Below are 14801 nucleotides of genomic sequence, written 5' to 3' on the forward strand. Positions count from 1 at the left end.
CACTTCCGTCTGCGCGGCTTTGGGCCAGCTCACGGGAGGGGAAGCAGCATGCGCCGAGCTCCGCGCCCCTGGCCCTCCCATCCCAGCACGCTCGACCACGGCCACTCTCCCGTCACGCGCAGGCCGAACGCTTCCGGGTTCCGGCCCATCGGCGACAGCCGCTCGAGCTGGAACTCGTTGTGCTCGACCATCGCCCGCAGGCTCGGCCGCCGCAGCTTCACCTCGTCCTCTACCCATGCGAGCTCACCCTGCTCCTCGGCCGGTGTCGTCCCCGGAAATCCTGTGATGTAGTTGACCACGAGACCCACGCCGGCCTTGCGGGCATCGTCGAGCGTTCGCCTGAAAAGGGCGACGGACTGCCGCTTTCCGATCAGCCTCTGGCTCTCAGCGTCGATCGTCTCGAGCCCGATTTCCAGCGTGTCGCACCCGCCGGCCGCGAGGCGCCGCAGCGCCGCCTCGTCGAGCGCGGGGTGGAGCTTCGTGCACGCGCTCCACCGCACGCGTCCTCCGATGCGCACCGCCAGCGCCGCCAGGCGCTGCGGCACGACGAGGCTGTCCTTGAACGCGACGGAAGCTCCGTGTTCGGACCCGAGCTGCACGACGGGCTCCACGATCGCCTCGTCGAGGGCTCGGTAGGTGCCCTCGATGGTCGGGTAGGTGCAGAACCCGCATCGACCGTAGCTGCACCCCCGCGACGCCTGGGCCGGCAACGTGAGGCGCGGCAGGCCGTAGAGCTCGAGGTCCTGGAACACCGGCGCGTGTCCCGGGTCGTCCGCGGCGCGTCGAGGCTCTCCTTGCCCCGCCCGCACGCAATCCGGCGGCAAGGGCGCCCGGCGCGCGACGGCGTCGAGCAGCTCGACGAAGGTGCGCTCGGCGTAGCCAAAGGCAAACGCGTCGACCATGCGCCCGAAGCGTGGGTCGCGCACGATCCGGTCCTGGAGCGCGGTGACGTGCGGCCCGCCCCAGACGACGCGGACGCCAGGCCAGAGCGCTCTGGCGACGATCCCAACCGCGAGGCCGAAGAGCACCTGCCCGCTGAACAGCACGCTGACGCCGAGCACGTCGGGGCGCTCGCGCTCGGCGAGGACGCTCCGGATCCACGTGCCGTGAGCTGACGCTGCGAGGCGCTCGGCGGCGATCTCCAGGGCGTCGTGCGAGCACGTCAGCGTGAGGTGGGGATCGGCGCCATCGAGGTGCTCCACCTCGGACAGGTGCGCGCGGAGCAGCGGCAGGAAGACGTCGCGCTGGAGGTCGGAGAGCAGTGAGCCCGGCTTGTCGTGATCACCGACGATGGTCGGCGGCGGCACAGCAATGCGCGGCGGCAGGTGGGCCCGGATCCAGCGGATGCTCAGATCCAGGACGTCGGCCTCGTGGCCGGAAGCGCGAGCAGCAGCGACGAGGAGAGCCGGTCCCAGGAGAGGACCGGCGCTGTACTTGAGCAGTGGAGGCACGATGACGAGCGCGCGGGCGGCGGTGGGCATGACATGCTCCGGGATGGTGTCGGGACCCGCTGCCAGCGGTGCAACGCGCGAGCCGCGCCGGAGGAGCTAGCGATCACCGCTTCCGTAGCGTCTTGCGAGGCTCCGACCGGTGATCGCGATTGATCGGAGGATCTGCCTGATCGATCGCGATCAGGTGCGGGATGCGGCTGACGCCGCGAACTGCCGCGTTATCAGCCTGGCACGCGGACTGCGTGGGACGGCAATCAAGGAGGCCGAGCACCATGAGCGTCTGCGATCTGATCAAGAAGAGCGAGGTGAAGGACCTGCTTGACCGCGTCATCCCACCGTACCAACGCATGCTGCGCGTGCCCATCCGAGTCGCGCCGCGTGGCGGCCGGTCCACCCTCACCGGCACCGCCTTCGACTACGCGCTCCGTTTCGAGCTCCAGCGCCGCTTCCCGAGCGCATGCGACCGCGGCTGGGTCGCGGAGAGCGTGCTACGCGTACTGAACGCAGGGCTCTCGGTCGCGCCCGTCGATCGCCCTCTCATGGCCAGGATCGTCCGCCGCGCCCACCGCCGCGTGGACAATGCTCGCGTCTTCGTGCGCAAGCACCTACGCCGAAAGAACCCCGATCGCGCGTGGATGGGCCGGCTCGCGGAGCACGCTCTGCGACTTGCCCGGCTCGACCCCATCTACCGCGTCGGGTACATCGGGGATGAGCTGTTCGCCGAGAATAGTCCGCAGCAGATCGACGAGTTGCTCGATCTGCTCGCCTGCGTGCCCTTTGATGGCCTCATAGGCACCGAAATCCTTCTGAACCCGACGTTCGGCCGGTACTCGTCGCTGGTCGGGGGAGCGGACGCGGACCTCGTCATAGACCACCGCCTGATCGACATCAAAGTCACCGCGGAGCCGAACGTCGAACGCGAGATGGTCCGTCAGCTCATCGTCTACCTCATCCTCGTTCATTGCGCTCGGAACGATGGCGAGCCGCTACCGCCAATACAGCTGATGCAACTGTACTTCGCGCGACATGGGCACCTCTGGAGCATGCCAGCCGAGCCGATCTTCACGCACCCAGCGTACGCCGAGATACAGCGAGTGATTCTGCAAATCGCCGGGAGGATCTGGCGGCAGCAGGGCTAACCAGAGACGTGGATCCGGTGGGTGCATTCGCTCAAGGAATACCGTATTCCTCAAGGAGTCGAATCAACTTGCCGCGTGAGATCCGGAGCCGTCTCGCGGCCTCGGACTTATTTCCCCCACAGGAGGCAAGCGTGCTCACGACCACGTCTTTCCACGGACGCTGAGAGTCAGCAGAGGCTTGTGTACCAAGCACCTGCTGCACGATCGAGGCCTTCAAGCCGACGTCGGGGTCTAGGGACAACACGAGCCGCTCAAGCTCCCGAACATTCTCAGGCCAGTCGTGGCGCATCATCGCGACGACCGCATCGGCGTCCACACGTACGCGGGTGCGATCGAGCGGACCGCGCAACGCACGCCAGCACGCCTCGAAGATCGCGTAGATGTCCTCTGGCCGGTCCTTGAGGTTCGGCAGGCGCAACCGAACATTGAAGCGCGCGGAAAGGTCGCGACGGAACGCGTTCTGCCCGACCATCTCGGACAGCGGCTGGTTGGTCGCGGCGATGACGGCGACGTCGACGTGCGTCGGCCGGCTGGCACCGAGAGAGAAAACCTCGCGTGACTGGAGGAAGCGCAGCAGCTTCGGTTGAATCTCGAGCGGCAAGGCCTCGAGCTCGTCGAAGAAGACCACGCCGCCCGCGTTCGCACGGAGCACCCCGACGTTCGCGTGGACGCTCCCCGAGAACGCACCCCGCTCCCAGCCGAACAGGTGGCCGTCGAAGAGCTCGCGCGGGATGGTGGCGACGTTGACCGGAACGAAGCGAGCGTCGCGCCCGAGCTGCCGGGCAATCTCCCTGGCGAGCAGCTCCTTGCCCGTCCCCGTCTCGCCTTCGATGAGCACGTTCAGTACCGAGGGCTTCGGCAGCGAGCGCAAGCCATGACGCACGCTGCCGAGGCCCCATGGGCCGACCAGCTCGCCCAGTGGTGGCTCGGGCCTCGGGTCTCCCACGAAGAGCTCACGAAACACGAGAACCGTGTTCCCGATCTCGAGGATCGCTCCGTTCATGAGCGGCGCCGGTGCGTGGGGTGCGAGGCGGACGCCGTTGAGGCAAGTTCCGTTGCGCGAGCCGACGTCCTCGATGTCCAGGCTGCTCCCACGGTGTCGAAAAGTGATGTGGCTACCCGAGACCTTGGGGTCGACGATCCCTGCGTTCGCCAGCCAGATGCGGCCGACCGGCTCCCCTGGTCGTGGGAGCTCAACGGCCACCTGCTCCGGGAAGGTCGCGAGCACGAGCGGTCGGCCGCCCGGCGTGGGCGACCCCGTCGGTGGCCCGTGCTCTTCGGTGGTGGGCAGCGTCGGTGGTCGTTTCGACATGGCCCCGTCAGCCGTCGTCCAGGTACGCGAAGACCCGCGCGAGGGCAGTGTCTCTGGGGCCGGCATAGAGCGATATTCCGCGGCAGAGTGCGCCCGTCGAGATCCCTTTCTCGTTGGGCGCGCTGGTTCCACGGGTCAGCTCTGCCCCGTCCTCTTCGACCCAGATCTCGAGACCGCCGGACTCGAGATCTGACGTGCGTACGCGCAGCCGGTTGTCCCGGTCCCCATCGCTCGTACGCGCGGCCTGCGAGAGCGATGTGCAGACCGTCGCGCTGGACGACGTGATGCGCCGCATGCAGACGCGGCTGAGCGGGTGGGTCTTCGCCAGATCCACGGTGAAGGAGTCCGCGCGTCCCGACCGGGGCTGCTCGGGCGAGCGCGTCGCCACACCGGTGACCCGTAGATACCACCACCGATCGGGCAGAAGCGCGGTGCATGTGCCCGGCGTGCACGGGCGGCCTGACCTGCACCGTGCCGCGTCGCCACAGCACGGGATCGGTGCAGCAGGCTCCACGTCGGGCATGGGACCTGTGGCCGGGGCTGTCGACGGGGGCAGGGGTGCTGGCGCGCGCGCTGCGAGCGTCGCGGTGGCCACGACATAGGACACGGTACCAGCGAGCAACAAGGCACCGGTGACTCCCGCGGCGAGCCACCGGGCCGTGGCGTGTTGCCGTCGAGGCTCGTGCGCAGCGCTGGGCGTGGCGCCCGGAGATCGGACCGAGGTCGTGTCGACCGTGGGCATCGGGGTCACGAGCGACGGCGGGACCGAGCGCGGTGGAAGCCCCCATGGCGTCGTCGTCATCGGGGCCGTGGATCCGGGCCCAGCTCGCTCCGTGGCCGAGACCGTCGGCAAGAAGGCGCTGAAGGCGGGCGTGGAGGCGCGTCGTCCGGGGTCGGTCTCCGTCCGCGGGTCCTTGGCTTCCGTGGGCGCCACGAGCACCGAGCCGACGGCCGGCGCGCCCGGAACGTGGCCTGCTTTCAAGGCCGCGACAAGCGCAGCGCCGTCCGTCAGGCGACGAGCTGGGTCGAGCGCGAGGCATGCGCCGACGACCCAGGCTGCCGGGGATGCAGGACCCTGAGGGGGCCAGGGGCGACGACCTTCAGCGGCGTCCCTGTACGCCGCCGCGTACATCTCGATCGGGGCATCGAATGGCAAACCCGTGGGGTGCGCGCCAGCGAGCACCTCCCAGGCGAGCACACCGAACGCGAAGACGTCGCGCGTGAAGCCGTCGGACGACGGCCCCCAGCGGCCTGGAAGCAACAGTTCGGGTCCCACGTAGGGCCGGGTCCCGATGAACGCGCCGGTTGCGGTGACGCCTTGCGGGTTGCCGACAGCCGCGGCGATGCCGAAGTCCACGAGCTTCATGCCGCCGGGCGCGTGCGGCGCCTCCCAGAAAGCATCGGCCACCAGGATATTGTCCGGCTTCAGATCCCGGTGGACGATGCCGCGAGCGTGCACATGCTCGAGTACGGCGGCGAGCTGAACAAGCAGCGCATCGCGGTGCCGTGCCGTCATGTGCGCGTCGCGCGCCACATCAGCAAGGGAACGGCCACGTACGAGATCGAAGACGAGCCCGAGGCGCTCCTCCGCGGGCAGCTCGAACAGAGCGTGGCAGGTGACGATCGCGGGGTGCTTGAGCTTGGCGACCGCCTGGGCCTCACGCCGGGCACGCTCGGCGCCATGCTTCGACAGGGCGGCAAGATCGAAAAGCTTCAGCGCCTTCTCGGCGCCGTCGAGGAGATCGCGGACCCTCCAGACCGATCCCTGCGCTCCCCTTCCGAGCGGATCGAGCAGGACGTACCGATCGACGCGGACCCCCGAGCGCAGCTCCACGATGTTCTGTCGTACATCACTTCGGGCGACGACTAGAAGAAGGTTCGGGCGACGCGCGCCTTCTGCCCCCGGATCGCTTCGGAAATGCTTCGGAAAATTGCCCTGCCGGGCGTCAATAGACCCGAGGTCGCCGGCGGCACGGCGGTGCTCGCTCCGGGTGCGTTCGGACCGTACCTGATGTCTCCCGCGCGTGCCGCCGCGGCGCGTCCGTTCCGGTGGTAACCAGCGGTGCGCATGCAGAGCCGCTCCTTCCACCTCACCTCCAGCCGGCCGAGAACTGTCTTGGCGGACGTGCCCCTCGGCGCGCCGTCGAGGATCGACAGCGTGGCGCTCTCCGGGCGCAGCTCGCCCGCCTCGAACGCGAGGTCGATCGCGACGTTCTCCGCGCGCTGCTCGGCGTACGCCCTCCAGCGCCCCCAGAAGCCCGTCTCGCCGCCGGCCTGGCCGACGTAGGGCCGATCGCGGGCTCGGTCGGTCAGCAGGTAAATGCCCCCACGGCCGAGAGCCTGTCGCGCTAGGAGGGGTTCGCCTCCTCGTGGCGGATCAGATCGCGACCCGCGCCGGCAGCGCCTCTGCCTTGAGCGCGAGCCGGGATCGAGCAAGTCATCCTCGTGCCGGACACATATACGCTACGCAAGCAGCTCGCTGCGGTGCGGTGGGCGAGGTGGTCACAGGTGAATGCATCGCGGCGGCTACCAGCTCGGGGAGACCGCAACGGGCTACTGTTCGCTCGCCCCGGGCCATGATATCCGTGGCCTTGGTGCGCACGGGGGCTGGAGCGTGGCCGGCGACGCTCACGATCGAAGCGATCTGTCGGCCGATCTCAGCCATAAAGGGCGAGGCTCCCGCTCGAGAGACCATCCGTCATGCCCATGAGCCATCGCGCCCCGGCCGATGTCAACGCTGGGGTGTCAGGCTCCGACGTCGTTTATCCCACCTTGGTGCCCGGCTGTAGGGCGCCGTGGTCCGCCGTCCCGACCTCGACAGCAATGAATCCGCGCGGTTACCACGACGATGACGGCTTTCCAGTTGCCTCCCGGTCCCCTCCACCCCGCCCAGCGCAGGTACCTAGCCGAGGATCTCGTGCGACACCGCCGGTCGGACGAGCAGCGCCGCTACGCGGCTCCGCAGCGCGCCGCGAAGATCGATGCAAACCCACACCAGATCGACGCCGTCATCTTCACCCTCGCACGTGTGCGCGAGGGAGGGTGCATTCTCGCCGACGAGGTCGGGCTTGGAAAGACGATCGAGGCGGGCCTCGTCATCGCCCAGCTCATGGCGGAAGGCGCGAGACGCGTGCTGCTCGTCGCCCCGAAGCCGCTGCTGGGCCAGTGGCACCAGGAGCTCTTCGAGCTGTTCGACATCGAGGCGCGTGAAGCACAGCCCAGGGCCGGGAGTTTCGACGGCTCTGGGGTGTTCCTTATCGGGCGAGAGGCCGCGGGGAGCGAGAGAGGGCGCGACGTCCTGCTCGCGGCCGAACCGTTCGACCTCTGTGTCATCGATGAAGCCCACGAAGTATTTGCGGGCATCTACAAACGGTTCGATAAGTCTGGTCAGTATCGGGACGACGCGCCCCTCGCGCAGACCGCTGGGCGTGTCCGCGAGGTGCTGCTCGCCCGGCGCACCCCGGTGCTCCTCCTGACCGCGACACCGATCCAGAATAACCTCGCGGAACTCTGGGGGTTGGTTCAGTACGTCGATCCGATGGGAACGCTGCTCGGCAATTTAGCTACCTTCCGGGAGGTGTTCTGCGGCATCGATGACCGGCAGCTCGCGCCTGGCCAGGAGGAGGAGCTCAGGAGCCGGCTTCGCGTCGTCGTACAACGGACGCTGCGCCGGGAGGTGCAGGAGTTCCTCGAGAGGCCGTTCGTGGATCGCCAGGCGAAGCTCTTCGAGTACACGATGAGCGCCTCGGAAAAGGCACTGTACGATGACGTGACGCGGTACCTGCTCGAGCCGGGCATCCTGGCGTTCCAGGGCAGGCACAGGAAGCTCACACTTCTGGGATTTCACCGGCGTATGGCGTCCTCGACGCGTGCCCTCGAAGCGAGCCTCCAGAAGGTCGCGGCCCGACTGCGACGTAAGCTCGCTGGCGACGAGAGCCTGGACGCGGAGGACGAGGAAGCCCGCAGTTTCGCCGAGGATCTCGAGGACGAGGATGAGGCGCGAGAAGAATCAAGCACGATCGGCCCGGTGTTGCAGCAGGGAAGGCCGCGCCCCGATCCGGATGCGCTACGAGCGGAGCTCGGGCGCGTTGAAGGCTTCATCCAGCGCGCAGAAGCCTTGCGCGCAGACGACGCCAAGTTCCGCGCACTATTGAAGGCGTTCAACTTTGTGGCGGAGAGGGCACGCAACGGTCACGGCGCGGGCAAGCTCGTCATCTTCACGGAGTCGCTCGTCACGCAGGACTACCTGCGCGACGCTCTCATCGAGAGCCGTCTCATCACCGACGCGGAGGTCACCCTGTTCCGGGGCACAAACGACTCGCCGCGCGCCCAGCAGGCGCTCGCTCGTTGGCGGGAGGCAGTCCCGCAGGGAGAGGGCCGAGGGCCCAGCTCGGACGTCGCGACCCGGCTCGCTCTCGTCCATGAGTTCAAGACGCAATCGCGGGTCTTCATCTCCACCGAAGCTGGTGCAAAGGGGCTCAACCTGCAGTTTTGCGACACCGTCGTGAACTACGATCTTCCGTGGAACCCGCAACGCATCGAGCAGCGCATCGGGCGCTGCCACCGCTACGGGCAGCACCACGATGTCACCGTCATCAACTTCCTCGCCAAGGACAACGAGGCTCAACGCCTCACGTTCGAGATCCTGAGCCAGAAGTTGGAACTATTCGGCACGGTGCTCGACGTCTCCGATCACGTCCTTCATCGACCTGATGGTCCCAGTGGTGGAGTCCTCGTCAGCGCGCTCGGCGCCGAGTTCGAGGCAGAGCTTCGTCGCATCTACGAGCGCGCCCGCACCCTGGACGAGGTCACGGCCGAACTCCGAGCGCTCCGAGACAAGGTGGCCGCAGAGCGCCGGCGGTTCGAAGAGACCCACGCCCGGACTGCGGACCTCATCGAGAAACGCTTTGACGAGGGGGTCCAGCGCGTGTTTCGGTCCCACAAAGAGACGGTGCCGGACGCGCTGGCGGAGCTGGATCGTGACCTCTGCGCCGTCGTCCTCGGCTACCTCGACGCGAAGGCCATCCCTTACGAACTCGTGGCGTCGACCGATGCCAAGTTGCTCCGGGTCCTACCATCACCCGAGCTTCCGGGCGGATTTCGCACGGGGATCACCACCGCGGTCGGACCGTCGAAGGAGCACGTCTCGCTCCACCTGAACCATCCGCTCGTGCTTGCGGCTGTCGCTGACGCCCGCGCGACGACTTCGTCGATGTCAGCGATCGTCGGGCCAGCGAGCGACGCGCCCGAGGCGCTGCGAGCGTGCGCCGGGAAACGGGGCCGCCTCCGCCTCGTGAAGCTTTCGTTCGACGGGTTCGAGCAGGTCGAGCGCCTCGTCACAGTGGTCGTCCTGGAGGGAGGCGAGATCCTCGACCAGTCGGTCGCCGAAGCGTTGCTCCGAGGGAACCTCCGCGACGCCGCGGCTGCGTTGACCCGATCCATCAGCGAAGAAGTCGTCGAGGACGCGACCCAGGAGGTGCTGTTCTCGGTTCAAGCCGTCGTGGACGCCGCCGAGCACGGGCGTTTCGAGCGTGCGCTCCGACAGGCCGAGCGCTTCATCGAGGACCGTCTGCTCGTCCTCAACAAGCGCCGCCGCGCGCTCGTCGAGCGGCTCGAGCAGGCTCAGCTTCGGCGCGACGGCGCGACCGGCTCCGCCGCGCGAACTGACGCCGAGCGCTCCGTCATGGCCGCCCAGAACGCGCTGGACGAGGTCGATGGTGCGATCGCCCGACTCGAACAGCGCGACGACGAGACATATGCCAGCTATCAGGAGCACATCCAGCGACGCCGCTACACACCGCCACGCGTGGAGCACGTGTTCGACATGGAGGTGATGATCGAATGACGCACGCAGCGGAGGACGATATCGTGCTGAAGCTTCTTCACACGGCGGACTGGCACCTCGGCAGGCGCTTCCCACGCTTCAGCGCCGATCAGGAATTGAAGCTGACCCGAGCGCGCCTTGAAGCGCTCGATCGGATTTTGCTCGCGGCGGAGCGATTCGCGGTGGACGCCGTGCTCTGCGCAGGCGATCTTTTCGACGAGCCGTGCCCTGCCCAGATGTGGTGGGAGCAAGTCGCGACCTGCCTCCAGAAGCGCAAGTGGAAGAACCGGCCGTTGTTTCTGCTGCCGGGCAACCACGATCCGCTCGTCACGGAATCGGTATGGGCCAAGGAACACAAGTTCCGGGCCCTTCTTCCGGAGTGGGCGCACGTCGTGGACCGCGAGGGTTTCGAGTTCACGCTGCCCAACAATGCGGTGCTCTATGCCGTACCGTGCTTCTCGAAGGCCGGTCAGCGCGATCCGACGGAAGCGATCCCGACGAGGGCGCACGGCGACGATCGGATCCGCATCGGAATGGTGCACGGGAGCACGTTCGACGCGAAAGATTGGCAGACGAACTTCCCAATCGCGGTCGACGCTGCGCTGAAGCGTGGCCTCGACTACCTCGCCCTCGGCGACACGCACGGCTTTCGCTTCATCCCGCCGGACAGAAAGCAGCCTCCTACCATCTACCCAGGCGCACCCGAGCCGACCGCCTTCGACGAGAAGGATCCCGGGTACGTCGCGGTGGTCTTCATCAACCGGCAGCGGCGCACGACGGTCAACCCGGAGCGGGTCGCTCGGTGGACTTGGGAGGAGAAGGACGTCACGACGATGGATAGTCTCAGGGAGCTCGCGCGGCGCTTAGATCTCGGTGATCGCGTGCTTCGGCTTCGTGTCGATATGAGGGTCTCCATCCGGGAGTACGAGGAGGCCGAGCGCATCCTCGAAGACCTGGAGGGAACGCCGGCGCGGCACGGACGGGTCGGTGTACTCGCTCTCGATCGCCAGGGCTTCGAACTCGAAACGAGCACCATCGAGGCCGACTGCACCGACCTACCCGACGTCCTCCAGTCCGCGATCCGCCGGCTCCAGAAATTAGCTGCTGAGACCGACAAACGGCCCACAGTGGAGCGCGCGCTGTACCACCTCTACCGTCTATCGCGAAAGAAGGCATCGTAATGCGATTCGCGAAGCTCGTCGTCGAATCCTTCCAGGCCATTCAGCGAGCCGACGTCGAGTTCGGTCCTGGGCTTAATGTCCTCTATGGTCCGAACGATCTTGGAAAGTCGACGCTCGCGACGGCGATTCGCGCCGCGCTCCTCGTGCCACCCACCTCCTCGGAGGCTGAGTCGTACACGGCTTGGTACGCGGACGCGACACCTCGCGTGGCGCTTACCTTTGTCGATGACTCAGGGCACTACTGGAGGGTAAAGAAGGCATTCGGGGGCAGTGCTGGCGCCGGCGCGGAGCTCGAGTACTCCAAAGATGGGACGACGTTCACTCTCGACTGTAAGGCGCGTCAGGTCGAGGACAAGCTCCGGAGCTTGCTCGCATGGGGCATCCCGGCTCCTGGAGGAAAGGGCGCGCCGCGCGGTCTCCCGGATAGCTTCCTCGCCAACGTGTTGCTCGCGGCGCAGACGGACGTCGACGCCATCCTCGGACGGAGCCTCGCCACGGATCCGGAAGGCTCCGGAAAGCTGCGCCTGACGAAGGCATTGGCCACCCTTGCCCAAGATCCGGTCTTCAAGCGCGTTCTGGACACAGCGCAAAAGGAGGTGGACCTGTGCTTCACGCCTACCGGCAAGCGAAAGCGCGGTCAGACCTCGAAGTTCACCGATGCCACGAAGATGGTCAAGCAGCTCCAGGAGCAGCTCTCCTCCCTCCAGCATCAGCTCGCCGACTCCTCCACGATCGAACAGCACGCCAGGGTACTCAGCAAGCGGCGAGCCGAGGCCTGGGCACGCGTCGATGACACCAACGCGGCGCTGGAGGTCGTGCGGCAGCGACTCCAATGCGCGCAGATACGTGACGAGGCGCGAGCGCGGCTCGAAACCGCCTTGGCTGCGCTCGGGGAGATCGAGGGGCGCGCGGCCGAAGTAGAGAAGCTGAAGGTCGAAGTTGAAGCTGCTGCCGAGCGCGCCAAGGTGCAGGAGGAAGTCGTCCGGACCGCGGGCGTCAACCGCAACGCTGCGGAGGCGACACTCCGCGCCGCCGAGGAGGCGCACCGGCGCGCGCTCAGCGAGGACGGCGCGCACGAGCGGGAAGTCCGACGCGCGCGGCTCGCAGAGCAGGCCTCGCTGCTCCGGGTTGCGAAGCAGGCGGCAGAAGCTCGGAGGGGCAAGGCCGAGGCGGCCCTCACGGCTCGCACCGCCGCGGCCGCTGCCCGCCGCGCCGCGGCGGACGCGCGCGCGCAGCACAAACGGTTGGGCGCGGAGCTCGTGTTGCTACTCGCGCGCGTCGCGCAGGCCGATGCAGACCTGGCGTTTGCTGGTTCCGTCGTCGCATACGGGCGGTGGCGCGAGGCGACATCCGCGGCCGAGGACGCGAAGCGAACGACGGAGAATGCTGCCAAGAGCCGGGTCGAGGCGGGCCAGAAGGAGGCAGACGCAGCATCCCTCGATGCGCGCGCACGCACGATCGAGGAAGAGGTTGCGACGCGGCAAGCGGCGCTCCCGACCCCAGAGCAGGCGACGGCACTGGAGCGGCTGGAGCGCGAGCTTACGCTCGCCGAGGCCGCGCTCGGGGGAGGCATCAGTGTTGCGGTGCGCCCGCGCGCAGGCATCTCCGTCCGAGGGGTTGTGGACGAGACGATCCTCCACGAACCGAACTTATCGGCAGAGCGTGTCATTGAGGCCGAGCGCAGCGTGCGGCTGTCGATCGGCGAGCTCGTCGACATCGAGGTCACGGCGGGCGCGGCCGAGAAGAGGCAAGTGTTCGAAGTCCTCCGGACGCGCTGGAGAGCGGAGGCCGCTCCCGTACTGGAACGCGCCGGGGCGAACTCTCCGCAGGACATCCTGAACGTGCTCGGGGCGCTCGCGGGGGAGCATGCGGCCGCCGCGGAGTTGCGGCGGGACGCCGCGCGACTCCGCGCAGAAGCGAAGAGTTGCTGCGATCGGGCCGCGCTCCAGGAGGAGCACGTGGCGAAGTTCGAGCCGAGCGTCTCCGACGTGGAGGCACGCAGGGCGGCGATCGGCGACGCTGATTTTGGAGTGCTCGAAGCCCACCTCACACGACTGGGGAAAGCATGGGAGACGAAGACGAGCGAGCTCTACGGCTCAAGGGCAACCGAGCTCAAGAAGCTGCAGGATCAAGCCGCCGCCCATGAACAGCGCGTAGGTATGGCGGACTACGATGCTGAGCGCGCCGAGAAGCGAGCGGGAGAGCTCGATGCCGAAGCAGCCGCGGCGCTCGCGGCGCTCAAGTCTCCGGATCCCGAAGCGCTGCTGCGATCGATCGATGAGGAGCTCGCATCCATCTCGCGAGACGAAACAGCGAACGCGGAGCATCTGAGCGCGCTGCTCGCCGAGGCGAGCACTCGCGCCGAGGAGGCAGCGAGGGCACTCGACGCCGCTAAGGCGGGCGTTGGTTCCGCGGGAGAGGCGCAGCGCCGCGCCGAGGAAGCCCGGGATCGGGCGCGCGACGACCTCAACGCCTTGCTCGGCAAGAAGAGCGCGTTGAAGGGTCAGCTCGACGCGATGGATCGAGCCGGCGCCGAGGAACTCGTGAAGCAGCGCGAAGGCGAGCTAGCCGCCCTTCCCGACGAGGGGCCGGTGTCGGCAGCGGACGTGGAGGCGGCTGAACTGCATGTCAAACGCGCCGAAAAGGAGCTGGCGGACGCGAGCGAAGAGCTGCACAAGAGCGAGGGGGCGCTCTCCAAAGTCGGCGGTGCCGCTGTCGCCGAGGAAGTCGCCCGGGTCGAGGAGGCACTCAGGGGAGCGCAGAACCGCGAGAGGGACCTCGAGATAGAGGCTGACGCGTGGAAGCTGCTCTTCGAAACGCTCCGTGAAGTCGAGAACGAAGAGGGCGCTCACCTCGGTCGCGCCTTGGCCGGCCCCGTGACGACCAAGTTTGTGGAGCTGACTGGTGGGCGGTACAAGAGCCTGCGGCTCGACGCGACGCTGAAGACAGAGGCGATCGAGATCGCCACCCACGTCGCCCGGGACGCGGACGTGCTCGACACGCTCTCAGTCGGCACGCGCAATCAGCTTGCGACGCTGATCCGGCTAACGATCGCCGACCACCTGAAGAGTTCGATCGTCCTCGACGATCATCTCGTCCACACGGACCCGACGCGCCTTGCCTGGTTTTGCGGCATCTTGCTGAAGACCGCTCCGACCAATCAGGTGATCGTGTTCACGTGCCGCCCGGAGGACTACGTGGCGCAGGAAGATCTCCCGGCGGGCACTGCGACCCGCGATCTTGCAGGCGGAGCGGTTCGTGTCATCGATGGCGCTCGCGTGATGAAGCGCTGGGCGGTGGTGCCGTCGCTGCCGCTGTATCCTGTCGAGGAGCGGTTCGTCCCGCGCCCCGCGTTCACGATTGTGTCCAACGTCGAGGAGACAGAGCAATTCCGTGACGCGCTTCCCGTTTACGATCTGGCTGTGGCCGCTGGCGCGTTCAGCACATCGCAGGCACCGGAGGCGATCGGATGGGCGCGCGTGAAGTCGAGACACGCACTCGACTCCGAGATGTTTGCAGCGCGCATTGTCGGGAAATCGATGGAGCCGGGAGTACCCGACGGCGCATGGGTGATCTTCCGTGGGCTCCCTTCCGGAGCAGCGCCGCCGCCAGCCGTGCTCGACGGTCGGCGCGTGCTCGTCCAGCTTCGTGATGATGCGGATCCCGAGACGGGCGGGAGATACACGTTCAAGCGCTGGCGGGTCACGAGGTTCAGCCCAGAGGGCGACGTGGAAGAGGTGGAGCTGCGGGCGGACAATCCGGCCTATCCGTCGCGGCGGCTCACAGCACAACACGGGGATCTCCGAGTCATTGCCGAGTTCGTCGAGACGATTGGGTAGGCTCGTCCATAAGCGGTGCCGTTGAACGCGACCGAGGCTGAGAGGGCGAGCGCGC

General features: G+C 67.5%; 8 protein-coding genes and 1 pseudogene. 5 read left to right on the plus strand and 4 right to left on the minus strand.

What is annotated here, in order from left to right:
• Nucleotides 1-29 precede the first annotated feature (29 nt).
• Nucleotides 30-1481, minus strand: coding sequence for a B12-binding domain-containing radical SAM protein (locus WMF45_RS45185; protein WP_437713002.1), 1452 nt, complete (start codon nucleotides 1479-1481; stop codon nucleotides 30-32).
• Between the two features lie 242 nt (nucleotides 1482-1723).
• On the opposite strand from WMF45_RS45185, the gene WMF45_RS45190 reads away from it, so the two are divergent.
• Complete coding sequence (locus WMF45_RS45190; RefSeq protein WP_437713003.1) at nucleotides 1724-2590, plus strand: hypothetical protein; 867 nt, start codon at nucleotides 1724-1726, stop codon at nucleotides 2588-2590.
• Between the two features lie 31 nt (nucleotides 2591-2621).
• On the opposite strand, the gene WMF45_RS45195 is transcribed toward WMF45_RS45190, so the two are convergent.
• The 3 genes and pseudogenes from WMF45_RS45195 to WMF45_RS45205 all read right to left on the minus strand — a co-directional run.
• A complete protein-coding gene (locus tag WMF45_RS45195; RefSeq protein WP_437713004.1) occupies nucleotides 2622-3902 on the minus strand; it encodes a sigma 54-interacting transcriptional regulator in 1281 nt (426 codons plus the stop codon).
• Nucleotides 3903-3909: 7 nt separating this feature from the next.
• Nucleotides 3910-4236 carry a hypothetical protein gene (locus WMF45_RS45200; protein ID WP_437719688.1) on the minus strand — a complete coding sequence of 109 codons (327 nt, stop codon included), beginning with the start codon at nucleotides 4234-4236 and terminating at the stop codon, nucleotides 3910-3912.
• Between the two features lie 732 nt (nucleotides 4237-4968).
• Nucleotides 4969-5991 (minus strand): annotated as a pseudogene (locus WMF45_RS45205) (serine/threonine-protein kinase); the annotation flags it as partial.
• 27 nt (nucleotides 5992-6018) lie between these two features.
• On the opposite strand from WMF45_RS45205, the gene WMF45_RS45210 reads away from it, so the two are divergent.
• From WMF45_RS45210 to WMF45_RS45225, 4 genes are all read left to right on the plus strand, one after another.
• Entirely contained in the window at nucleotides 6019-6189 is a 171-nt protein-coding gene (locus tag WMF45_RS45210) for a hypothetical protein (protein ID WP_437713005.1), read from the plus strand.
• Between the two features lie 630 nt (nucleotides 6190-6819).
• Nucleotides 6820-9747, plus strand: coding sequence for an SNF2-related protein (locus tag WMF45_RS45215; RefSeq protein WP_437713006.1), 2928 nt, complete (start codon nucleotides 6820-6822; stop codon nucleotides 9745-9747).
• The gene (locus tag WMF45_RS45220; RefSeq protein ID WP_437713007.1) at nucleotides 9744-10907 is read left to right on the plus strand and encodes a metallophosphoesterase family protein; all 1164 of its coding nucleotides are present in this window, start codon (nucleotides 9744-9746) and stop codon (nucleotides 10905-10907) included. The genes WMF45_RS45215 and WMF45_RS45220 overlap by 4 nt, the downstream gene beginning before the upstream one ends.
• Nucleotides 10907-14746, plus strand: coding sequence for an AAA family ATPase (locus tag WMF45_RS45225; RefSeq protein ID WP_437713008.1), 3840 nt, complete (start codon nucleotides 10907-10909; stop codon nucleotides 14744-14746). Before WMF45_RS45220 ends, WMF45_RS45225 begins: the two co-directional genes overlap by 1 nt.
• Nucleotides 14747-14801: the final 55 nt, after the last annotated feature.

Source organism: Sorangium sp. So ce448, assembly GCF_051520915.1.
In the GTDB taxonomy this organism is placed as follows: domain Bacteria; phylum Myxococcota_A; class Polyangia; order Polyangiales; family Polyangiaceae; genus Sorangium; species Sorangium cellulosum_B.